This window comes from Rhizobium sp. NZLR10 (assembly GCF_019685125.1).
Classification (GTDB): domain Bacteria; phylum Pseudomonadota; class Alphaproteobacteria; order Rhizobiales; family Rhizobiaceae; genus Rhizobium.
The window spans coordinates 26,518-48,510 of record NZ_JABDWE010000024.1; the positions used below are offsets into that span (position 1 = coordinate 26,518).

General features: G+C 60.6%; 19 protein-coding genes. 9 read left to right on the forward strand and 10 right to left on the reverse strand.

Going from position 1 to position 21,993, the window contains the following annotated elements:
* Positions 1–329 precede the first annotated feature (329 nt).
* From HJB82_RS28280 to HJB82_RS28305, 6 genes are all read right to left on the reverse strand, one after another.
* Positions 330–2,228 (reverse strand): potassium transporter Kup, encoded by a 1,899-nt coding sequence (locus tag HJB82_RS28280; RefSeq protein ID WP_207583126.1) that lies wholly within the window; start codon positions 2,226–2,228, stop codon positions 330–332.
* Between the two features lie 18 nt (positions 2,229–2,246).
* The gene (locus HJB82_RS28285) at positions 2,247–3,224 is read right to left on the reverse strand and encodes a magnesium transporter CorA family protein (protein ID WP_207583125.1); all 978 of its coding nucleotides are present in this window, start codon (positions 3,222–3,224) and stop codon (positions 2,247–2,249) included.
* Between the two features lie 477 nt (positions 3,225–3,701).
* Positions 3,702–4,883 carry an Mrp/NBP35 family ATP-binding protein gene (locus HJB82_RS28290; RefSeq protein ID WP_221131093.1) on the reverse strand — a complete coding sequence of 394 codons (1,182 nt, stop codon included), beginning with the start codon at positions 4,881–4,883 and terminating at the stop codon, positions 3,702–3,704.
* Between the two features lie 24 nt (positions 4,884–4,907).
* A complete protein-coding gene (locus HJB82_RS28295) occupies positions 4,908–5,414 on the reverse strand; it encodes a hypothetical protein (RefSeq protein ID WP_221142150.1) in 507 nt (168 codons plus the stop codon).
* A 1-nt stretch (position 5,415) separates the two neighbouring features.
* A complete protein-coding gene (locus HJB82_RS28300) occupies positions 5,416–6,150 on the reverse strand; it encodes a LuxR family transcriptional regulator (protein WP_207583122.1) in 735 nt (244 codons plus the stop codon).
* Positions 6,151–6,431: 281 nt separating this feature from the next.
* Positions 6,432–7,229, reverse strand: coding sequence for an IclR family transcriptional regulator (locus tag HJB82_RS28305; protein WP_207583121.1), 798 nt, complete (start codon positions 7,227–7,229; stop codon positions 6,432–6,434).
* Between the two features lie 108 nt (positions 7,230–7,337).
* On the opposite strand from HJB82_RS28305, the gene HJB82_RS28310 reads away from it, so the two are divergent.
* The 5 genes from HJB82_RS28310 to HJB82_RS28330 all read left to right on the forward strand — a co-directional run bounded on the left by HJB82_RS28310 (position 7,338) and on the right by HJB82_RS28330 (position 11,393).
* A complete protein-coding gene (locus HJB82_RS28310; RefSeq protein WP_207583120.1) occupies positions 7,338–8,105 on the forward strand; it encodes an SDR family NAD(P)-dependent oxidoreductase in 768 nt (255 codons plus the stop codon).
* A complete protein-coding gene (locus HJB82_RS28315) occupies positions 8,105–9,019 on the forward strand; it encodes a 2-dehydro-3-deoxygalactonokinase (protein WP_221142152.1) in 915 nt (304 codons plus the stop codon). Before HJB82_RS28310 ends, HJB82_RS28315 begins: the two co-directional genes overlap by 1 nt.
* A gap of 13 nt (positions 9,020–9,032) precedes the next feature.
* Complete coding sequence (locus HJB82_RS28320; protein WP_221117558.1) at positions 9,033–9,665, forward strand: 2-dehydro-3-deoxy-6-phosphogalactonate aldolase; 633 nt, start codon at positions 9,033–9,035, stop codon at positions 9,663–9,665.
* Positions 9,666–9,669: 4 nt separating this feature from the next.
* Positions 9,670–10,557, forward strand: a complete 888-nt coding sequence (locus HJB82_RS28325; protein WP_207583117.1) for an SMP-30/gluconolactonase/LRE family protein — start codon at positions 9,670–9,672, stop codon at positions 10,555–10,557.
* 227 nt (positions 10,558–10,784) lie between these two features.
* Positions 10,785–11,393, forward strand: coding sequence for a PRC-barrel domain-containing protein (locus HJB82_RS28330; protein WP_207583116.1), 609 nt, complete (start codon positions 10,785–10,787; stop codon positions 11,391–11,393).
* A gap of 320 nt (positions 11,394–11,713) precedes the next feature.
* Here the strand turns inward: HJB82_RS28330 and HJB82_RS28335 are convergent, their stop codons facing one another.
* Positions 11,714–11,986, reverse strand: coding sequence for an alpha/beta fold hydrolase (locus HJB82_RS28335; RefSeq protein WP_221142153.1), 273 nt, complete (start codon positions 11,984–11,986; stop codon positions 11,714–11,716).
* A gap of 716 nt (positions 11,987–12,702) precedes the next feature.
* Between HJB82_RS28335 and HJB82_RS28340 the strand changes: the two genes are divergently transcribed.
* The gene (locus tag HJB82_RS28340) at positions 12,703–13,773 is read left to right on the forward strand and encodes a phosphotransferase (protein ID WP_259674020.1); all 1,071 of its coding nucleotides are present in this window, start codon (positions 12,703–12,705) and stop codon (positions 13,771–13,773) included.
* 32 nt (positions 13,774–13,805) lie between these two features.
* Entirely contained in the window at positions 13,806–15,137 is a 1,332-nt protein-coding gene (locus tag HJB82_RS28345) for an aspartate aminotransferase family protein (protein WP_221142174.1), read from the forward strand.
* 146 nt (positions 15,138–15,283) lie between these two features.
* Here the strand turns inward: HJB82_RS28345 and HJB82_RS28350 are convergent, their stop codons facing one another.
* Together HJB82_RS28350 and HJB82_RS28355 are read right to left on the reverse strand one after the other, a co-directional pair.
* Positions 15,284–16,648: a bifunctional diguanylate cyclase/phosphodiesterase gene (locus HJB82_RS28350; protein WP_207584259.1), complete on the reverse strand. Its 1,365-nt coding sequence runs from the start codon at positions 16,646–16,648 to the stop codon at positions 15,284–15,286.
* A gap of 120 nt (positions 16,649–16,768) precedes the next feature.
* Positions 16,769–18,493 carry a response regulator gene (locus HJB82_RS28355; protein ID WP_207583115.1) on the reverse strand — a complete coding sequence of 575 codons (1,725 nt, stop codon included), beginning with the start codon at positions 18,491–18,493 and terminating at the stop codon, positions 16,769–16,771.
* A 185-nt stretch (positions 18,494–18,678) separates the two neighbouring features.
* Between HJB82_RS28355 and mutL the strand changes: the two genes are divergently transcribed.
* Complete coding sequence (gene mutL, locus HJB82_RS28360; protein WP_207583114.1) at positions 18,679–20,481, forward strand: DNA mismatch repair endonuclease MutL; 1,803 nt, start codon at positions 18,679–18,681, stop codon at positions 20,479–20,481.
* A gap of 171 nt (positions 20,482–20,652) precedes the next feature.
* Positions 20,653–20,883, forward strand: a complete 231-nt coding sequence (locus HJB82_RS28365; RefSeq protein ID WP_003588271.1) for a DUF2093 domain-containing protein — start codon at positions 20,653–20,655, stop codon at positions 20,881–20,883.
* A 115-nt stretch (positions 20,884–20,998) separates the two neighbouring features.
* Here HJB82_RS28365 and HJB82_RS28370 read toward each other — a convergent pair whose 3' ends face one another.
* On the reverse strand, positions 20,999–21,916 hold the full coding sequence (locus HJB82_RS28370; protein WP_207583113.1) for a sugar ABC transporter substrate-binding protein: 918 nt from the start codon (positions 21,914–21,916) through the stop codon (positions 20,999–21,001).
* Between the last annotated feature and the right edge of the window lie 77 nt (positions 21,917–21,993).

Genomic DNA, 21,993 nt, shown 5'->3' on the forward strand with positions numbered 1-21,993 from the left:
ATCGAAAATCTCTCATTAACCTTGACGTCGGGTTAACGGGCCGTACCGGAATGTGGCTATGGCCGAGGTCAGGCTTGCTCTCTCTTCTCCCCAGCGGGGAGAAGGTGGCCCGAAGGGTCGGATGAGGGGGCCACACGGCACGCCCTTCATTGCCCTTCGCTTGCGCGACGAGCATTCGCGGCTTTGCCGCTCACCCCCTCGTCTGCCTGCCGGCATCTTCTCCCCGCTGGGGAGAAGGGGAATCGTGGCACCGTCAAGCGTCGCCTGTGGAACGCCGCTTGTGCCTTGCTACCTGGCTCGCCACAGGAGAAACTAACAGCTCCCACCCATCAAATTATAACATGAGACCCCAGTTCCACCACGCGGTTGGCCGGCAGGCGGAAGTAGTCGGAGGGGTTGGCGGCGGCGTTGGCCAGCGCGATGTAGAGCCGGTCCTGCCAGTAAGGCATGCCCGACTTGGCGTCCGGCACCAGCTTGCGGCGGCCGAGATAGAAGGAGGTCGACATGATATCGAACTTCAGTCCCGTCTTGCGCAACGTCGCCAAGGCCTGCGAGACGTTCTGCGATTCCATGAAGCCGAAGAGCAGTTCGACGCGGGAGAAGCGCTCGGAAATCTGCTCGACCTTGTAGCGGTCCTGGCTTGGGACGCGCGGCTTGTTGACGGTGCGGATCGTCAGGATGACGTTGCGGTCGTGAAGCACATGGTTGTGCTTGAGATTGTGCAGCAAGGCGGCGGGGGCCGATTCCGGATCGCTGGTCAGGAAGATCGCGGTGCCCGGAACCTGGGCCGGCGAATGGTCGCTTTTGCGCTCGATCGAGCTTACGAAGGAGGCGAGCGGAATATCGGTGTGGCGGGTCTTTTCCATCAGGATCGCGGTGCCGCGGCGCCAGGTCCACATGACGACGGTAAAGGCCGTGGCGATCAGGATCGGGATATAGCCGCCGTCGTGGATCTTCAGAAGGTTGGCGCCGAGGAAGATCAATTCGAGCACGACCAGCGGCGCGAGCGCGATCACCGCAACCGGAAGCGACCAGTTCCAGCGGGCGCGAACGAATTCGAAGGCCATGATCGAGGTGACGACCATGGCACCGGTGACGGAGATGCCATAGGCGGTCGCCAGCGCGTCCGACGTCTTGAAACTCAGGACCAGGAAGATGACGCCGATGAACAGCACGGCATTGACCGAAGGAAGGAAGATCTGGCCGGTATTGGTTTCCGAGGTGAAGAGGATTTCCATGCGCGGCAGGAAGCCGAGGTTAATGCCCTGACGCACCAGCGAGAAGGCACCGGTGATGACGGCCTGGCTGGCAATGATCGTCGCGGCGGTCGCCAGGATGACGACCGGCAGCAGCGCCCATTGCGGAAACATCAGATAGAAGGGATCGGACATCGTCTCCGGCTTGCCGAGCACAAGGGCGCCCTGCCCGAGATAGTTCAGCGTCAGCGACGGAAACACCAGCGCAAACCAGGCCCATTGAATTGGCCGGCGGCCGAAATGGCCGAGATCGGCATAAAGCGCCTCGGCGCCCGTCACCGTCAGGAAGACGGCGCCAAGCACGACGACACCGTAGAAGCCCTCATGCAGCAGGAAGCTGACGGCATAATAGGGATTGAAGGCGGCGAGGATGCCGAAATCGTCCGAGATATGGGAAATGCCGGCGGCGGCGATGACGATGAACCAGACGGCGGTGATCGGGCCGAAGAACCTGGCGACGGCACCGGTGCCGCGCGATTGCACGACGAAAAGCAGCGCCAGGATCACCACCGAGATCGGCACGATATATTCCGAGAGCCTCGGTGTGACGAGCTTCAGGCCTTCGACGGCCGAAAGCACCGAAAGCGCCGGCGTGATCATCGCATCGCCGAGGAAGAGGGCAGCACCCATCAGGCCGAGCAGCATCAGTATGGCGGTATGGCCATTGGCGGTCTTCATCAGAAGGGCAAGCAGCGACAGCGTGCCGCCCTCCCCCTCGTTGTCGGCGCGCAGCAGGAAGAGCACATATTTGATGGTGACGATGATCGTCAGCGCCCAGATCATCAGCGAAATCAGGCTGATGACCTCGAAGCGGGTGAGGCCGTCATGGGCCACGGGCTTCAGCGCCTCGCGAAAGGCATAGAGCGGGCTGGTGCCGATATCGCCATAGACGACGCCGACGGAACCCAGCGTCAGATAGAACAGCTTTTTCGGCGTCATCTGGGATTCGTTCGGATGGCTCTCTTCAGACATGAAGTTGCAACAGGCTCCTCAGAGCCAGCCTTTCCAGCGAAAAAAGAAAAAGGGGATGACGGCGGAGACCACCATCAGAGCCAGCGAATAGGGATAACCCGCGGCCCAGGCCAGCTCCGGCATGACCTGAAAATTCATTCCATAGACGGAGGCGACCAATGTCGGCGGCAAGAACACCACCGAGGCGATCGAGAAAATCTTGATGATCGAATTCTGCTCGATGTTGATCAGACCGAGCGACGCGTCGAGCAGGAAGGTGATGTTGCCTGCGACGAAGGAGGCATGCTCCGACAGCGACTGGATATCGCGCGAGACGGTGCGGCAGAGCTCCTTCGCCTCACGGTCCTGCTGGATCGCCGGGATCGTGTGAAAGAAGGTAAGCAGGCGGGAAAGCGAACCGAGGCTGTCGCGCACCTTGCTGATCATCCGGTGATGGCCGGCGATATCCCGCAACTTCTCCTCGAGGTAGTTCGAGGGCTTGCGCGTTTTCTTCGCCCGGTCGCCGAAGACATGCATCGACAGGATGTCGAGGCGCAAGATCGAAACCTCGAGGATTTCGGCGGTGCGGTCGACGATCGTCTCCAACAGCTTGGCGAGAAGGGCAGCACCGCTGCGCCAGTTTTCCGGCAGCCGGTGAAGGGCGGCGATGAACAGCGCAAAGGATTTTGGATGGGCGTAGCGGATGGTGACCAGCCGGTTTCCGGCCAGGATGAAGGCGACATCGGTCAGCGTCGGGGCCTCGGTATCAGCCTTCCAGAGAAGCGAGCCGGTCATGAAGACGGCATCGTTTTCGACATAGAGGCGGGCGGAAGGCTCGATATCCTTGAGGTCGTCACGGGTCGGAACCTCAATGCCGAGAACCTTCTCGACATAGAGTTCCTCGTCGCGGGTCGGCTCGATCATGTCGATCCATACGACATCCCCAGGAAAGGATGTGGCATGCGACAGATCGCGGATCTCGACCGACGTGCAATTGGAACAGTAAGCGGTGATCACCGGCAGCCTCTCCGATGCTCACGACGCTTCGCGGCCATTGCGCTTTTCATCGAAAGCCTTTCCATGCGGCCGCCAGCGCGGCAACGCGACGGTCGCTCGTGTGCGTCGCTCGAAGCGACAGCGGATCAAGAAAGTTCATACAACTCCGGCTGCATGCAACCTCAACGGCCAGCATGCGCATTGTGCTCCACCGCATCGCAGCTACCAATCCTTCGATCGACAAGACAACTCCGAACTTGCAGGCGAGGCGACCCTTCGAAAACGAAGATGGCCGTCATTGAGCATCTGCAGCAAACGCCATCATGGCGCCGCGGCATATGAAGCAAAGCCATGCAATAATCAAGACATCTTCCGTGATCCGCGGCTTTTCACCACGTTTCCCTCGCAATTTCGGGTATCCGCCGCGGTGATTCGAGGTTCGAAAGTCTCTGTTTTGCGCGCGCCTCGAGCTGCTGCACACTTTTTGATGGACGAGGCTTATTCGAAGACGATCGCCGGAGCAGGACGCTGCGGCTGGCCACTGACCTGTTCCCAGACCTTGGTGGCGATGCCGCGATAGATGCCGGCGACGACGCCATTCGGCTCGGAGGCGACGAGCGGCGTGCCGGCGTCGGAGGTTTCACGGATGTTCATCGTCAGCGGCACTTCGCCGAGGAAGGGCACGCCGATGCGCTCGGCCTCCTTGCGGGCCCCGCCATGGCCGAAGATGTCGTAGCGGGTGCCGGTATCGGGCGCGATGAAATAGCTCATGTTTTCGACGATGCCGAGCACAGGCACCTCGACCTTGCGGAACATGTTGAGGCCCTTGCGGGCATCGATCAACGCCAGATCCTGCGGCGTGGAGACGATGACGGCACCGGCAAGCGGCACCTGCTGGGCCATGGTCAGCTGCGCGTCGCCGGTGCCGGGCGGCATGTCGACAACGAGCACGTCGAGTTCACCCCAGGCGACTTCGCGCAGCATCTGCAGCAGTGCCGACTGGACCATCGGGCCACGCCAGATCATGGCCGTCTCCTCGTCGACGAGGAAACCCATCGACATGACCTTGAGGCCGTAATTCTCCATCGGATTGATGATGCGGCCGTCGATCTGCGTCGGACGGCCGGATATTTTTAAGAGCCGCGGCATCGAGGGACCGTAGATATCGGCATCGAGAATGCCGACACGGAGGCCATTGGCAAGCAGCCCGAGCGCCAAGTTGACGGCGGTGGTCGACTTGCCAACTCCCCCTTTACCCGAGGCGACGGCGATGATGGCGCCGATGCCGGGAACGCCGATCTTGCCGGCCCGCGGCGGCTGTTGCGGGGCATGGGCGTGGCCCTGGTGTTCATGTTGGTGATCATGTTGATGATCATGGCCGTGCGGCGGGTTCGGTACTGGGCGGGCAGCCGGAGCGGCGGCGGCGGCCTTCTTATCGGCGGTCAGTGTGACGAGCGCGCCCTTGACACCCGGCATTGCTTTGACGACGCGCTCAGCGGCGAGCCGCATAGGCTCCAGCTCCTTGGCGCGATCAGCCGGAACGGTGATGGAGAAATAGACCTTGCCGTCGGAGATGAAGACGTCGGAAACCATGCCGAGCTCGACGATATCGTGCTCGAGATCCGGTCCACGCACGGTCTTCAGCGTTTCGAGAACCTGTTCCTTGGTGACGTCGGTCATTCCACCCTCACTGCTTCTTCTCGATCACAGATAGTGGAGGCGGACGCCTTCGCCAAACAAAATCATCGCAGGGAAAATCGATTTGCCGGCCAGCAAAAAAAGCGCGGGGAGAATCGGCGATCCGTTGCGGCCATCAAGTCCGCCGGGCTTTCGCCCTGATGGCCGCAACGGTCTCCCCGAGAACCGGCGCAATCCGGGGCGAACTAGCGCAAGCCGACAAAAAGGCCAGAAAAAAACGAAGGGGAAAGGCCAGATCACCACAAGCTGCGATGCAAGCGGTGCCAAAACGCAACAACCGCCGCCGACACCGAAGGCTAGGGAAAGCGGCATCGGCGTCGGCAGCGGCGTGTCGGCCGCGCCATTTGCTGGCGCTGGTCCAAGTCCCCTCTGGGCCTTTGGCAAAAGAGATGCAGAAAGCGTGCCAGACGGAAATCGGGCGGAAATGGCACAAAAGCGGCCTGAAGACGGCGACAACGGCAAGGAAATGCCCAAGCGCTGGGCGTCGGCGAAACCATGCCGTGCTTTTTGCAACTTATTTGATCAGGCCGATGCGCAGCGCCTTGGCAACCGCCTGGGTCCGGTTGACCGTGTCGAGCTTCTTGGTGGCGCGGTTGAGGTAGTGATTGACTGTGTGCTCGGAGAGAGTGAGGATTTCGGCGATTTCCGCACTGGTCTTGCCCGCCGCCGTCCAGTTGAGGCAGTCGATTTCCCGGTCGGTCAGCGTGTCCGTCATGCGCGTATCGAGGTTACGGATCTCGGCGAGCCTGTCGTAGACATGGATAGAGATGTAGCAGAGTTCACGCATCTCCGCCGGGCTGAAAGGCTCGCGGTCGCCGGTGAAAGAGATGGCGCCGCGCAGGCCGGATGGCTCATGCGTCGGAAAATAGGCGCCGCGCATCATCCTGAACCGTTCGAACAGCGTGGTGACGAGGCCGGACTTGCCGTCGTCCCGCGACCAGTTCTGGCGCGACATGTCGTAGGAGAAAGGCCGCGCCGATGTTCTGAGGCGTCTCAGAACCGGGCTGTTCACCAACAGGCCCTCCTGGTCGTAAAGGGCCAGAAACTCGGCCGGCCAGCTGGTGATGACGGTGCTGCCCTGGATATCCAGGGATGTGATCGGCGGCAGATTGAGAACCATGAAGGCGCGGCTGCGATAGGCTTCGGTCACGCGTTTCAGGAACCGGAAAATATCAAACTGGGTCTTCAGGCCGGCTATTTCGTTGATGTAGTCGTCGTCTTCCGGGGATGTTTGCGACAAGGGTGCCATCACATTTCTTCATCTTCGGCGCTGCGGCCGGTTCGATTGCATCGGAGAATGACGATCGCTTGGATCAAACGGAATCGGCCTCGGCATGCAGCGTTCGGCCGGCAAGTGGTTAATCGATTTCGCAGACTATTTGCAGTTGTCGTGATTCGCCGGCAAATCTCAATATCGCCCTCATCATAAGCATGCTCTCAGATCGCATTCGGCAAGGGGCGGAGGGCAATTTATTCTCCACTCCAACATGATGTCGTCCGAATACCGCTCACACTTTTCGGCATCGTGCTCTAGCGGCGGGGGCCGAGCCGGATGCGCATGTCTTCCATGATCCTCCCAGCCGCCAACTGAACCGGAACGGCCCATTGACGCAGAAGTTCCATCGACAAGCGGTAGGCCGGGCCGGTGATCGAAATGCCGCCGACAAAGGTTCGGTCCTGCGACCAGACGGGTGCGGCAACGCAGCGGATGCCGGCTTCATGCTCCTCGCGGTCGAAAGCATAGCCCTGGTCGGCAATCTCGCGGATTTCGGCCAGCAGCGTTTCGGCTGAGACATGGGTCGAGGCGGTAAAGCTGGTGAAGCTCAGGCCGGTGAGGAGATCGACGAGGCTTTCGGCCGGAAGCAGCGAAAGCGCGGCCTTGCCGACACCGGTGCAGTAGCAGGGCGAGGCATTGCCGATCTGCGAATACATGCGCACCGGCTGACGGCCGTCGACCTTATCGAGATAGATGATCGACTGACCCCTGAGGACACCGAGATGCACCGTCTCACCGGTCGCCTGCTGCAGATCGGAAAGGTGCGGCTCGGCAATCAGCCGGAATTCGTTGCGCGCCCAGCTGCGCGCGGCGAAGTCGAGCAGGCGCAGGCCGGGCGCATAACGGCCGTCGCCATCAAGTTCAAGCAGGCCTTCCTCCAGCAGATGGCTCAGTTGGCGATGCAATGTGCCGCGCGGCTGGCCGGCAAGGGCCAGGATATCGGTGAAACGCAGCGGCGCATCCGCATGGGTGACGAGATCGAGCAGAACCATCAGTTTGCCGAGCGTGCCGGTCTCGCGTGCCCGTGCTGCGCTCTCGCCGTTTGAATTCATCGCCTCATCCACCCTTGACAGAAAGGCCAGCGTAAACCGATAATTCCATATAGTCAAATTAAGTTCCAAATAATGGAACGGCGGCAAACTCGGGAGGAGACGGTGACCATGATGCCAGCAGCACAATTTCCCGAGTTCAAAGAACGAGCCGTGCTGGTGACCGGCGGCGGATCGGGCATAGGTGCTGCGATCGTCGAAGGTTTCGCCCGCCAAGGCGCCAAGGTCGCGTTCATCGACATCGCCGAGGCGGCAGGCCGCGAGCTCGCCGAACGGCTATCGCGGGAGACGACCCATCCGGTCTCCTTCTACCATGCCGACCTGCGCGACATCGAGGCGATCCGGCGCACGGTCGACACCGTCGTCGCAAGTTCAGGGCCGATCCGGGTGCTGGTCAACAATGCCGCGTGGGACGACCGTCATGATTTCGACGCGGTAACCGAGGCCTATTGGGACAACAACCAGGCGGTCAACTTGCGGCATGTATTCTTCGCCTCGCAGGCGGTGGCGCCGTCGATGCGGGCGGCCGGCGGTGGGGCGATCATCAATATGTCGTCGATCGCCTTCAAACTGAACATGGGCGGCTTTCCCTCCTACGCGGCGGCGAAGGCTGCGGTCGTCGGGCTGACAAAGAGCATGGCGGGCAGGCTCGGGCCGGAGAACATCCGGGTCAACTGCATCCTGCCCGGCATGGTCGTCACCGAACGGCAGATGCAGCTCTGGCTGACGGAGGAGAGCATTGCGCGCTCCGTCGAGCAGCAGTGCCTGAAAATACCCCTCCAGGCCGACGCGATCGTCGGCCCCTGCCTGTTTCTTGCATCCGACTGTGCTGCGGGAATGACCGCCCAGTCCCTGATTGTCGATGGAGGCGTTCTGTAATGGCAAATCCCGCTTATGTCGCGGTGGACTGGGGCACCAGCAGTTTCCGGCTCTGGCTGATCGCCAGGGACGGCAGCATCCTTGCCGAGCGCCGAAGCGGCGAAGGCATGACGAGCGCTGTAAAAACCGGCTTTTCAGCCGTGCTATCAGGCCATCTCACCGCCGTCGAGGCGCCGGAAAACCTGCCGGTGATCGTCTGCGGCATGGCCGGCGCCCGGCAGGGCTGGGTCGAGGCCGGTTATATCGACGTGCCGGCCCCGCTCACCTCGATCCTGACCGCGGCAGTCTCCGTGCCTGGCGAAAGCCGCGACGTCCGCATCCTGCCGGGCCTTGCCCAGCGGGATAAGGCGACGCCCGACGTCATGCGCGGCGAGGAAACCCAGCTTCTCGGCGCACTCGATACCGCAAGCTCGGGCGCGCAGGCGGTCTGCATGCCCGGCACCCATTCGAAATGGGTGCATGTCAGGGATAGCAAGGTCACCGGCTTTTCGACCTTCATGACCGGCGAGCTGTTCGACGTCATCAGCAAACACACGATCCTTTCGCATGCGGTTGCCGGTGCGGGAGAGCAGCCGGCGGACACGGCGGCCTTCGAGGCGGCGGTATCGGCGGCCTTCCAGCGTCCAGCACTTGCCTCCAACCTGCTGTTTACCGCCCGCTCGGGCCAGCTTCTGCACGGCATATCTGCCGCTGCCGCGCAAGCCCAGCTTTCCGGCACGCTGATCGGTCTCGAAATCGCCGGCGCGCTGCAGGATGCCGCCAACTCAGACATCACCCTCGTCGCTTCCGGACGCCTGCAGGCGCTCTACGAACAGGCGTTCAGAACACTCTCCCTTACCTTCACCGCCATCGATGCGGACGCCGCCGTGCGCCGCGGGCTTTCGGCCGCTGCCGAAACCATCTGGCCGAATTGAGAAAGCTGACACGATGAACCGTATCCCCTTCCCCGACATGAAGCGCCCGCTGATCGCCATCCTTCGCGGCATCCGGCCTGACGAGATCGAGAGCATCGTCGGCGCCTTGATCGATAATGGCTTGACGGCGATCGAGATCCCGCTCAACTCGCCGGAGCCGTTCAAATCCATCGAGATCGCCGCGAAGATGGCGCCGGCCGAGGTGCTGATCGGCGCCGGCACGGTGCTGACGGTCGAGGCGGTCGACAGCCTGCATGCCGCCGGCGGTAAGCTGCTGGTCACACCGAATGTCGAGCCCGAGGTGATCATCCGGGCCCGCGACTACGGCATGGTGACGATGCCGGGTGTGTTTACGCCGACCGAGGCGCTGGCCGCCGCGCGCGCCGGCGCCACCGGTCTCAAATTCTTTCCGGCCAGCGTGCTCGGTCCATCCGGCATCACGGCGATCCGGGCCATCCTGCCGCCGGAACTGGTGATTGCCGCCGTCGGCGGCGTATCGGACAAGAATTTCGGCGATTACACCAAGGCTGGCATCTTCTCCTTCGGCCTCGGCACCAGCCTCTACAAGCCGGGAATGACCGCGGCAGAGGTTGCCGAGCGCGCCAAGGCGACCATTTACGCCTATGATGCAGCCATTGGAGCGTGAACGTATGACCGATATCTACGAGTTCGAGGGCAAGACCCTTTGCAACACCAATTCCGTTCTCGGCGAAGGCCCGACCTATGATCCGGACAGCAATACCGTCTGGTGGTTCAACATCCTCGGCAAGGAACTGCACGAGCTCAATCTTTCGACGAGCGCGAAAAAGGTGCATCCGCTGCCTGCCATGGCCAGCGTGCTTGCCCGTATCGACGCCGGACGGCAGCTGATCGCGACCGAAGAAGGGCTTTTCGTCCGCGATGTGGCCAGCGGCGGCCTCACCTTCTACGCTGCGCTCGAAAACGACAGGCCGGAAAACCGTTCGAACGACGGCCGCACCCATCCCTCCGGTGCGCTCTGGATCGGCACGATGAGCAAGCGGGCGGAAAACCAGGCCGGCGCCATCTATCATGTCGCTAGCGGCAAGGTGACGAAGATCTTCAACGGCATCAGCATCCCGAATTCGATCTGCTTCTCGCCTGACGGCACGATCGGCTATTATACGGATTCGCGCCTCAACCGGCTGATGCGCGTCATGGTCGATCCGCAGACCGGCCTGCCCTCGGGCGAACCGATCGTACTGGTCGACAGCGCCAACGAGCCCGGCGATATCGACGGCTCGGTGGTCGATGCCGACGGGTATATCTGGAATTCGCGCTGGGGCGCCGGCGTCGTCGACCGTTACAATCCCGATGGCCTGCGCATCTCGCGCTACAAGGTTCCCGCCGTCCAGCCCTCTTGCCCTGCCTTCATCGGCGTCAACGCCGATCGGCTGGCGGTAACGACCGCCTGGGAGGGGCTGGACGAGGATGCCCGTTCTGCGCAGCCCAGCGCCGGCGCGCTGCTGGAACTCGGCATCGACGTCAAAGGCGTGTTCGATCCGGTCTATGTGATCTGAACATCGGATCATCTGAATTTGCTTGCCAGAGGCGCTCCCGACCGGGGCGCCTTTTCTCATTTCGGCTGCCGCCTCTTGAGAAATGTTCCGTGAAAATCGAGAAATTTTCCGTGTTTTCAACCGGAACCAATCGGCGCACCAGTCATTTTACCTTCGAACCGGCGCGGCAATGACACAGATATTGCCGGGTCAGCGACTACTCCAGGAAAAATGAAGGTAGGTTCGAAATGACACGCAAACTCTTGACGACCGTTGCCGCTGGCGCACTGTTTGCCACGGCTTTCGCACCGGCGGCATTCTCGCAGGCGGCCCCGCAACCGGCGGATCCAGCCGCTCCGACGCAGGCAGCGCCTGCCGATCCGACAGCCCCGAAGCCGCCGATCACCCCTGATGTCACCAAGCCCGCAGGCGATGCCGCACAGGCTCCTGCCGCAGCACCGACGGCAGACACGGCTCAGGCCGGTTATATCACGGAGCAGGCTCCGGACCAGGTCAGCGCCAACACCTATATCGGCCAGTCGGTCTATAACGGCAAAAATGAAAGCATCGGCAGCGTCAACGATCTGATCCTCAAGAAGGACGGCGGCTTCGTTGCGGCGATCATCGGCGTCGGCGGCTTCCTCGGCATCGGCGAAAAGAATGTCGCCGTGCCGATGGAAAAAATCACCGTCGCTCAGAACACCCAGGACGGCAGCGTCAAGCTGACGACTAGCGAAACGGCTGAATCGCTGAAGGCCGCACCTGAGTTCAAGACGCTGGCCATGCAGTCAGCTGAAAAGGCCCCGGCGGCGACCGGTACCGATACCACGGCCACCGGCTCGACGACCGCCAAGTGAGCCAGGGCCAACTAAACTCGGGCCAAATACACTACTTGGCCCAAGTACCCGCGAGGGTCGTATAGCGTAGGCGATGGTGCTCCTATGGGCGCCATCGTTTTTTTTGCTGTGCCATCGCTTAGAACAGGATTCAGATTTTAGGGTCGGTCGGCCAATAATCAGAATCCTGTTCTAAACTAGAGAGTTAGAGCATGATGTCGCCCAAAAACCGCTCACACTTTTCGGCATCATGCTCTTTAGCGAACTCGTCCCCTCCGGTCCGGATCCCATCAAGGCGTGCGACATTGGACCACCCTCAATCCGATGTTGCCGGGACGCGCTTATTGGTTCTTCGGCAAGTGCATTTGCGCGTTCACTTCGCGCTGACGCGCAAGTGTTTCGCACCTCGCACCTTGGCTTTTCAAAATCAGCTCGATTTTCTTTCGGACAAACCATTGGAGAATAGCAACAGTAAGTTCTTGTGGCTGTTCAAAGGGCAGGAGATGGCCTGCATCTTCGATAACCGAAACCTCGGCATCTGTGAAAAGTTTGGCAATCTCCTCGTTTGAAGCGCGAGAGGATAAGTGATCTTCGCTTCCGCGACGGCGCGCCAAGTACGAGCATCGGACATGATCCTCGGAATGGTTACGAGTGTTGTCATAGCTTGATTAACCTCATCGATCCTGGAAGGGGTCGGGGCGCGCCCTGCGTTGCAGCAAGTTTATGACGACTACAGATTATTAGGCTCAATCAAACAAGAACCTGATGGTCCTCCCGACCCATCTCATCCTAGATCCTGCTCGTTCTCGTGCGCGGCTATGTACATGGGCCACCACGATGGCGGGGGAACCAGCAGCCCGTTAGCAGTATCGCGTCGATATCGGGGGCATTTTCGGCAATTCCCTCAGCCAGGAGAGCATGTGCTAGCAGTGGGGTTTCCGCTTGTCACCATCTCGACGTCGGGGCTGCGGGCGGCGAGGCACGCGACGATTAACCGGGCCGGCGAGCGTCATGATAACTTTTTCCCTCTTGCTCGATCAAGCAGAATACGATTATGTATACAATGTTGACTACAACACGCAATGGTCCTAATCGGCATTTTGAACCGGGTTGAGATTTGGTTCAGAGGATGGCGCAGTCCGGAGATTCTCAATCTGGACGACCGCGGAGACGCTTGTCGAACGCTTTAGGCGGTGAGATGTACGATCCGGAGTTGTTGAGTTGGTTTTTGGCGAGGGGATAGTCGCCAGGCGCCCGACTGCGGTGTTTCGACATTGCTGAAAGCACCGTATCGGCCAGACGCCGCACCAGGAACAGAATAGGGTCCGCGTTGAAAAAAATTTCAAAAACAGGTGTGCTCGGTGCCGAACTGGAAACTGCTTCCATCCCCGTGCCGCGCCATCAAGCTCAACAACTTGCTCGCGACCATTACGGCCTCTCTGGCCGCGCGGAATGGCTGTGGGGTGAAAAGGACAGCAATTACCGCCTGATGCTTGAGGACGGCACTGCCTATCTTTTGAAAATCCTCAACCCTGCAGAGGATCCTCTCGTCACCTCCATGCATAGCATGGCGCTTTTACATGTGGAGGGAGTGGACCCCGGAATTCCTTCCCAGCGTGTCGTCCGCACACGTGACGGTGCCGCGGATTTTCGCTTTGTGACGGACGACGGCAACGAACGCGGTGTGCGCATGGTCACCTTCGCGCCCGGCGTTGCACAACGGACCGCGCCACAGTCTCCTCTACAGCGCCGGCGGGTTGGCGCGCTGCTCGGACGTTTGCAAAAGGCCTTGAAGAGCTTTTCACATGACGCTGCCTCCCACCGTATCACCTGGGATTTGAAACATGCGATAGGGATGCGCGAAGTCCTGCCGACGTTTGCTGATATACATCAGCGGAAACGCCTCGAAAATGCGATCGATGAGTTCGAGACGATGATTGTGCCGGTCATGGACTCGTTACAGGCACAGGTAATCCACAACGACTTTAATATGGAAAACATTCTTGTCGATACGACGACGCCCGATACAATCACTGGCATCATCGATTTTGGTGACATGGTGCACGCGCCCACGCTTTTCGACTTCGGCGTCGCTGCTGCTTACCAGATCGGGGATGAACCCGATCCGGTAGAGGCGATATGCGATCTTATCAGGGGGTATCGCAGAGAATGTTTCCTGTCCGACACTGAAGTCGACCTTGTCTACACGGTAGCGGTCATGCGGTTAGTGATGCGGCTTTGCATTCCGAAGTGGCGCGCGCGGCTGTTTCCCGAGCATGCTCAACGCTTTACAACCCAAAGCGCCAGCGTTTGGGCCCAACTGGCGCGTCTTGATGCAATTCCGAGGACTGTCGCTAGTGAAAGACTGCGCGCGGCCAATCGACAAGGATCAAGAGAATGAAAAGACCCGTTTCCACCAAGCCGAGTGCGGCTATGGTTAACGGCTTCGACGCCGCTCGGCTCGGTAGCCTGCCGGACCGAGAGCGAAAGATGATCGAGCGCCGGCAGATGTTACTCGGATCGTCGTATCGGCTCTTTTATGAAAATCCGGTCCATATCACAAAGGCCAAAGGCGTATGGCTGTATGGACCGGACGGAGAAACCTATCTCGACGCCTATAATAACGTGCCGTCGGTTGGTCATTGCCACCCGCACGTCGTGGACGCAATAAGTCACCAGGCATCGCAACTCAATACTCATACACGTTATCTGAACGACCAAATCCTCTCCTACTCTGAAAGGCTTTTGGCGACGTTTCCGGCAGACCTGGACCGTGTGATGTACACCTGCACCGGAAGCGAGGCGGTCGATCTAGCCCTCCGGTTGGCACGCTATTATACAGGTGGCACCGGCATCATCATTACGGAGAACGCCTATCATGGCGTTACGGCTTCGGCGGCGGAAATCTCGCCGTTGCTTGGGGATAGTGTACCCCTTGGCCAGCATGTGCTCACGGTGCCGGCGCCGGACACCTATCGCGCCAATGGTCGTGATGTTGGCGCGGCATTGGCGCAGGACGTCGCTAAAGCGATTGGCCACATGCGCCGCCGGGGTATCACGCCAGCGGCCTTTATCGCCGATAGCGTCTTTTCCACGGATGGCGTTTTTGCCGATCCGCCCGGTTTCCTCAAACCTGTCGTTGATGTGCTAAACAAAGCTGGCGTACTTTATATCGCTGACGAGGTGCAGCCCGGCTTCGGGCGAGTGGGCTCAAACATGTGGGGTTTTGCGCGTCACGAAGTCGTCCCGGACATTGCAGTAATCGGCAAGCCGATGGGTAACGGAATGCCAATCGCAGCGGCCATTATGAAGTCGGACATCCAGGAGTGCTTCGGCCAGGATATACGTTACTTCAACACATTTGGGGCCAACAACGTTTCTTTGGCCGCTGCCTCGGCTGTACTTGACGTTATCAAGAACGAAAATCTCATGCATAACGCGCGCAAGACAGGGGACTACCTGCTCGCAGGAATGAACAGCTTGAAAGCGACGTTCACTTCGATTGGAGATGTACGAGGCAGTGGGTTGTTTCTCGGGTTGGAGTTTGTAGGAAATCAGGACAGCCGCGAGCCAGATAGCCTCCTGGCGCTGAAGGTTGTTAATGGGCTCCGTGATCGGCGTGTATTGATAAGTGCCTCAGGACTAAATGGTAACGTTCTCAAAATTCGGCCACCGCTCCCTTTCACCTGCGAGAATGCAGATGTGCTACTCGATGCACTGCATGATGCTCTCGTCGAAATAGAACGCACGAGACCGAACCGGTAGCAGCTGTTCCGCTGATGTTGACGCCGAGACGTAAAGAGAACTGCTATTGGGTGTCACTCACGGCTTCCCATTTTTCTGCCAAGCCGGAGTCGGAATCCAACGCGATCGTGCATTATACATCCGGGGGCAGAGCCGACATCACGATGTTAGGCGCTGACACGCTCCACTATTGCCGGATCGTAATAGTTCTCGTGCAGGAAGCGTAGCGTGGCGATACCGTCGGCCGGACGGCCGAAATGGTAGCCCTGGCCCATGCCGCAACCGAGCGTGCGTAGCTTCACCGCCTCGGCATAATCCTCGATGCCCTCCGCCACGACTTCTAGGTCCAAGCCCTCGCACATGGTCAGGATCGCTTTGATGATGTGTTCGGAGGCGCGGTCGGAGTTGATGCGGGACACGAATGCACGATCGATCTTGATCTTGTCGAAGATGAAGTCGCGCAGGCGCCCGAGACTCGACTGGCCGGTGCCGAAATCGTCCAGCGAAATCCGCACCCCGGCGGCGCGCAAATCGGCAATAATGCGGTGGGCGGTGTCGGCAGAGCTCATGACCGCGGTCTCGGTGATCTCCAGCTCGAGGCGATGCGGATCGAAACCGACGCGGCCGAGGATCGACAGGACGCTGCTGCTCGTGCCCGGGTCCATCAGCTGGGCCGAGGAGAGATTGAACGACAGGAAGAGTTCGCGCGGCCAGGAAAGGGCCGCTTCGGCGGCTTTGCGCAGCAGCGCCTCCGACAGCGCATCGATGAAGCCGCGCTCTTCGGCCAGCGGCACGAAGACGCCGGGCGAGACGAAGCCGAGATCCGGATCGTTCCAGCGGGCGAGCGCTTCGAAGCCGACGACCTGATTGTTGGAGAGCGAGACGATCGGCTGGAAATGCACGTCGATCACGTCGGTGATGATGGCGTTTCTGAGCGCCTGCTCCAGCTGCGTTGCGCGCTTCATTTCCTGCGCGATCTCGCGCGAATAAACGGTGACCTGGCCGCGGCCGCGGCGCTTGGAACGGTAGAGTGCGGTTTCGGCGCTCTTCAGCAGTTCCTCGCAATCTTCTCCGGCGAACGGGTAGATGGCAAAGCCGAGGGAGGCGGAGAGACGGACGTTGCGGTCGCCGAGGTCATAGGGGGCCGACAGCACCTCGCGGATCATCTGGCCGAATTTCTCGGCACTCGCCCGTTCGAAAATCAGCGGCAACACGAAAGCGAATTCATCTCCGTCATGGCGGGTAACCAGCGCGCCATCAGGAATACAGGCCCTCAGGCGATGGGCGACCTGGCACAGGATTTCATCGCCGGCTGTCGAGCCGAAGAGATCGTTGATCGGTTTGAAACTGTCGAGATTGGCGATGCCGATGGTGAAGGGGGCCGGATCGCTGGCGCGCTCCGAAGAGATCTGCAAGACCTTGTCCCGCATGCGATTGCGGTTTCCCAATCCGGTCAGCGGATCGCTATAGGCCATCGCCTGAAGCCCATTCTGACCGACGGTCGAGAAGGCCATTTCCGCCGATTTCATTATCCACCCGAGCTTTCCCGCGCCACGCAGAGAATGACCGGCATGTCTTAACAATTCGATAGTAAATCAGCAGCCCTTGCCGCTTGGACCCTCCGAAATCCAGGGGTTGACAGCTATTTACGGCTAGCCTCGCGCTCGCACGGCCTCTTCCATCAGGTATCTCTGAAATACAGCCTCGAGCATGTCAGGGCTGACGGGTTTCATGATGACATCGTCCATGCCTGATTTGGCGCATTCGGCACGATCTCGTTCGAAGGCCTGGGTAAGCACGCCGACGATCGGGGTGCGGGTTCCGCTGCCGGTTTCCTCCATCTGCCGGATAAGGCGGGCGGCCTCGAAGCCGTTGAAGCCCGGCAGGGAAATATCCATCAGCACGATCTGCGGCCGGTGCTCGGCCCACAAGCGCACGACCTCGTCGCCGGTTGCCGCGATCATATGGCGATAACCAAGGCCTTCGAGGATCTGCGAAAAAACGATCTGGTTGATATCATTGTCTTCGGCGACGAGAACTTGCAGGCCGACGACGTCGTCGGAAATGCTGATCTCCCAATCCGTATCCGCACCGGCGCCACTATTGCGGCTGTTGCGGTTGAAATGGCGGGCGATCTGGAAGGTGAGCTCGTTGGCGATCTGAAAGCCGTCCATGACCAGCGCCGGGATACCGTATTGCTCGGCAAGCTCGAGGCAGCGCATGCCCATCTGATTATCGATGATCAGCAGATCGAGCGAGATCCCGGAGGAGGTGGCAATTTCCAGGAACCGCTCCTCCTCGTCCTCGCCGCGGACCGAGCAGGATTCGAAACCGTATTTCGACAGCGTCCGCAGTGCGGCGGTCTCGGCGGCGAGGTCGGCAGTGACGACGAGGACCTTGCGGCCAGAGAAATTCTCCGGAACGATCGCTTCCATCGCCGCCGGCTCGCGGCGCTCGACGGCGCTCGGCGCCGGCACATAGGCCCGACGATAGCTTTGATTGCTGGAAGTGGTGATCGTCGATGCACGACCGAACTCGTCGAGATCGGCGCCGTCGCGTGGCAGGTCCTGCATGGTCGACACCAGGAAATAGCGGCCCGACTTGCCGATGCGGTGCTTGCGGCTGACAATGTCGCGCTCGATACCGTCGCGGGAGATCTGACGCTGGCGGGAGATCGACATCTCGCCGGTCTCCAGCACATGACGATCGCTTTCCTCGAAGCGTTTGGCGATCTCATCTGAAAAAAGATCGGCGCTCTTGCGCCCGAGCACCTCGTCGGCGGTGGTCTGATATTTCTCGCAGAAGGCGAGATTGACCGCGACATAGGTGAGGTTGCGGTCCTTGACGAAGAGCGGGAACGGCAGATTGTCGAGAATGTCCTCGGTGAGCTGCACACGCTCGAGATCCGAGCGCCATTGCTCTTCGCGCTTCTTGTCCTCGGAAATGTCGGAAATGACGGTGACGCCGTAACCGCCCGGCAGCCGGCGTTTGACGAAACGGACCCAGCTGTCGGTCCCGTGACGCTCGACGGAGTCAAAGCGCTCGCGCCAGTGCGAGGCGATTTTCTGCGACAGCCAGTCCTCGCGGCTCAGCGAGCCGCGCTGCTTCACATCATATTGCTGGCGAATGCCGGTGTCGTACATCGCGCCGAGGAAATCGCGAAGCCGCGTCCCGGGCTTCAGCATTTCGGGCGGCAGTGGGAAAAATTCCAGCGTCTGGCGGCTGGCGAAGATCAGATGATCGTTCTTGTCGTAGATGATGAAGGCTGCCGCAAGGCTGTCGCACACCACATCGAAAAGCGCCGTCTGCAGATCGGCCTCGGCGGAAATCCCGTCGGTTTCCGATGATGTGTCCGCCTTTTCGAAGCCGGCACTCATTCCATTGCGTCCCACATCTGTTCGATTTCACAGCTTCCGGAGGTATATGAATAGAAATGCCATTTTTATGTTAAAACCGGCTTAACACTAGCGACCTCCCAAGTTTGAGGGAGCCCCCGGATCACGCTTTGGGAAAGCCCATCGAAACCCCTTCCCTCCGGCCCACGAATCCTCGAAAATAGCCCATGGCCATCAGACAGCTTTCCGAAACGCTCATCAACCAGATCGCCGCCGGCGAAGTCATCGAACGGCCGGCGAGCGCTGCCAAGGAACTGATCGAAAACGCGATCGATGCGGGCGCGACGCGCATCGAGATCGCCACATCAGGCGGCGGCAAGGCGCTGCTGCGCGTCAGCGACAACGGCTCGGGCATGGACGCGGCCGACCTGGAACTGGCGGTCAGGCGCCACTGCACCTCGAAGTTATCGGAGACGCTCGAGGATATCCGCACGCTCGGCTTCCGCGGCGAGGCACTGCCCTCGATCGGCTCGGTCGCAAGGCTCAGCATCGCCAGTCGCAGACGCGACAGCGCCGGCGGCCACGAGATTGCCGTCAACGGTGGCAAGATTGCGCATATGCGCCCGGCGGCCGCCAATCCCGGCACGATCGTCGAAGTGCGCGACCTGTTCTTCGCGACGCCCGCCCGGCTCAAATTCCTCAAGACAGAGAAAGCCGAGGCCGGCGCAATCACCGAAATCGTCAAGCGCATGGCAATCGCCTTCCCGGCTGTGCGCTTCGTGCTGTCAGGCTCGGACCGCACGACGCTGGAATTCCCAGCGACCGGCGACGACCATCTGGCGCGTATGGCGCAGGTGCTCGGCAAGGAATTCCGCGACAACGCCATTGCGCTCGACGCCGAACGCGAGGAGATCGCGCTGACCGGTTTTGCCGGCGTGCCAACCTTCAATCGCGGCAACTCCGCCCATCAATACGCCTTCGTCAACGGCCGGCCGGTGCAGGATAAGCTGATCCTCTCGGCGATCCGCGGCGCCTATGCCGAGACGATCCCGTCTGGGCGCCATCCGGTGGCGGTGCTGTCAATCACACTCGATCCGGCGCTCGTCGACGTCAACGTGCATCCGGCAAAATCCGACGTGCGGTTCCGCGACCCCGGCCTGGTACGCGGCCTGATCGTCGGCGCCATCCGCGAGGCCTTGGCGCGCGACGGCAGCCGGGCGGCAACGACCGGGGCAAGCGATATGCTGCGCTCCTTCCGCCCCGGTTTTCAGCCACACGCGCAACGGCCGCAGACGGCATGGTCGGCCGAGACCTCGCCCTTTCGTCCCTACCAGCCGGCAACAGGTTTCGGCGATCGGCCGCAGGCCTCCTTCGACGGGCTGTCGATGCCGACGGCGCGGGCCGAGCCGCAGTTTTCGCCGCAGCCGGCAGCAGCCGAGACGGTCGCACGCTATCCGCTCGGCGCGGCGCGGGCGCAGATCCACGCCAATTATATCGTCGCCCAGACCGAGGACGGGCTGGTGATCGTCGACCAGCATGCCGCACACGAGCGGCTGGTCTTCGAGGCGATGCGCAAGGCGCTGCATTCGAAGCGGCTGGCCTCGCAGGTGCTGCTGATCCCGGAGATCGTCGACATTCCGGAAGAGGATTGCGACCGGCTGATGCAGCATGCGGCCGAGCTTTCCGAACTCGGCCTGGCGATCGAGCGTTTCGGTCCCGGGGCGATCGCCGTGCGTGAGACGCCGGCCATGCTCGGCGAGGTCGATGCGCATGGCCTGATCCGCCAGCTTGCCGACGAGATTGCCGAATGGGATACGGCGTCGGGCCTGTCGGCCAAGCTCGAATATGTGGCGGCGACGATGGCCTGCCACGGATCGGTGCGCTCCGGACGGCGGCTGCGGCCGGAGGAAATGAACGCGCTGCTGCGGGAAATGGAAGTGACGCCAGGCTCCGGCCAGTGCAATCATGGCCGGCCGACCTATATCGAATTGAAGCTCAGTGATATCGAGCGGCTTTTCGGCAGAAGCTAAAAAAGCTGGAAAAGCAGCCCTTGCGGGAGTATGGCAGACTAAAGCGTGCCGCGATCTTTCAGATTCGCTTTCCACGCTTTAGGTCTTTGGTTTTCCGCATGTCGTGATCGCAAATCCGCGGCACACTTTTGCGCGACAAGCTTTAATGACAGGCTGCAGGGAACGGAGCGCATGAATTTGTTCGAAGGACACGGAAACCGCGAGGCGAAGATCCGGTACCTCGACGGCGATTTCCAGATTCTCTCGCCCGGCTCCTATGTCGTCTGCGCGATGACGGGAAAACAGATCCCGCTCGACGAATTGCGCTATTGGAGCGTCGCCCGGCAGGAACCCTATGCCGACGTGATCTCGGCCATCGAAGCCGACAAACGCGCCGGCGTGCTGCCGAACCAGCGGCGTTAGAGCGCGGCCGCGTGCGAGGGGCCACAGGTCCGGCCCGCCCCACGCAGGACGGGCCGTTTGCTGAGCAACAACATGGTCCATGTGCTCTTTGCGAATTGCACAGAGGGGCAAGTGTTTACTTGAATTGCGCCATATTCTCAGGCGTCACGAGCGCGGCGCCAGAATCTATCAAAGACTCCACCGTCTCTCCGCGAATCGATTTTACCAGCGCATCCACACCGAGTTCAGCCATCTTGGTGGGGAACTGCGCCACCGAAGCATCCTCGATTCCACTCTTCAGCGCTTCCTCTTCACCGCAGCAGAAGTCGAAACCGACCAGCACAATCTTGTCATTGGCAGTGCCGGCATTCTTGATTGCGCGCGCCGCGCCAGCAGCGGGCGGGCCGCAAGCGGCGTAAATGGCCTTGAGGTCCGGGTTCTTCGTGAGCAGATCTTCGGCGACACTGATCCCGAGTTCCTCGGTGCAGTTTGTTGCGCCTTTCCCGACGATCTTGACGTCAAGGCCCTGCAGCCCTTCAAGCATACCCTTCACACGGTCATCAAGCGCTGGCACACCGGGCACACCCTCGAGAATCCCGAGCGTGTCGCCGGCTTTAAGAACAGTTTTGAGATATTCGCCGGCGATTTTGCCCGCGGCGAAATTATCGGTCGTGGCAAGCGCCGTCCTGCCTTTCCAATCCGGAATATTGTTATCCATCAGCACGACCTTGACACCGGCCGCCACCGCCTTGTCCAGGGCAGCGGACACGGTCGGATCGACGGGCGTGAGGGCAATGCCCTGCACGCCTCGTGTCACCATGGACTCGATCTGTGCAATCTGGCCCTCGATGTCGGTTGCGGACGTGCCCTGCCCGTAGATGATCTCGACGCCGGGATTTCTCTTTGCATAATCTTTGGCTGCGTTCTCCATTGTTGCGAAGAACGGTACCGGGAACTTGGTTATAAAGCCGAGCTTGACCGGCTCCTGCGCCAAGGACGGGACTGCAGCGACAGCCAGGAGAGCGAGAGCTCCCAGCAGGGATTGCGGTTTCATGATACACCTCCCATGTTTCGACCGCCCTCCTCTAGAGCGATCTCGTTGTCCACTGCCCTAACGAAGCAGCGATCTCC

Excerpts from the sequence above, each read along its gene's own strand:
- HJB82_RS28280 (WP_207583126.1), bottom strand. The coding sequence starts at position 2,228 with ATGTCTGAAGAGAGCCATCCGAACGAATCCCAGATGACGCCGAAAAAG.
- HJB82_RS28290 (WP_221131093.1), bottom strand. The coding sequence starts at position 4,883 with ATGACCGACGTCACCAAGGAACAGGTTCTCGAAACGCTGAAGACCGTG.
- HJB82_RS28300 (WP_207583122.1), bottom strand. The coding sequence starts at position 6,150 with ATGGCACCCTTGTCGCAAACATCCCCGGAAGACGACGACTACATCAAC.
- HJB82_RS28305 (WP_207583121.1), bottom strand. The coding sequence starts at position 7,229 with ATGAATTCAAACGGCGAGAGCGCAGCACGGGCACGCGAGACCGGCACG.
- HJB82_RS28310 (WP_207583120.1), top strand. The coding sequence starts at position 7,338 with ATGATGCCAGCAGCACAATTTCCCGAGTTCAAAGAACGAGCCGTGCTG.
- HJB82_RS28315 (WP_221142152.1), top strand. The coding sequence starts at position 8,105 with ATGGCAAATCCCGCTTATGTCGCGGTGGACTGGGGCACCAGCAGTTTC.
- HJB82_RS28320 (WP_221117558.1), top strand. The coding sequence starts at position 9,033 with ATGAACCGTATCCCCTTCCCCGACATGAAGCGCCCGCTGATCGCCATC.
- HJB82_RS28325 (WP_207583117.1), top strand. The coding sequence starts at position 9,670 with ATGACCGATATCTACGAGTTCGAGGGCAAGACCCTTTGCAACACCAAT.
- HJB82_RS28330 (WP_207583116.1), top strand. The coding sequence starts at position 10,785 with ATGACACGCAAACTCTTGACGACCGTTGCCGCTGGCGCACTGTTTGCC.
- HJB82_RS28345 (WP_221142174.1), top strand. The coding sequence starts at position 13,806 with ATGGTTAACGGCTTCGACGCCGCTCGGCTCGGTAGCCTGCCGGACCGA.
- HJB82_RS28355 (WP_207583115.1), bottom strand. The coding sequence starts at position 18,493 with ATGAGTGCCGGCTTCGAAAAGGCGGACACATCATCGGAAACCGACGGG.
- mutL (WP_207583114.1), top strand. The coding sequence starts at position 18,679 with ATGGCCATCAGACAGCTTTCCGAAACGCTCATCAACCAGATCGCCGCC.
- HJB82_RS28365 (WP_003588271.1), top strand. The coding sequence starts at position 20,653 with ATGAATTTGTTCGAAGGACACGGAAACCGCGAGGCGAAGATCCGGTAC.
- HJB82_RS28370 (WP_207583113.1), bottom strand. The coding sequence starts at position 21,916 with ATGAAACCGCAATCCCTGCTGGGAGCTCTCGCTCTCCTGGCTGTCGCT.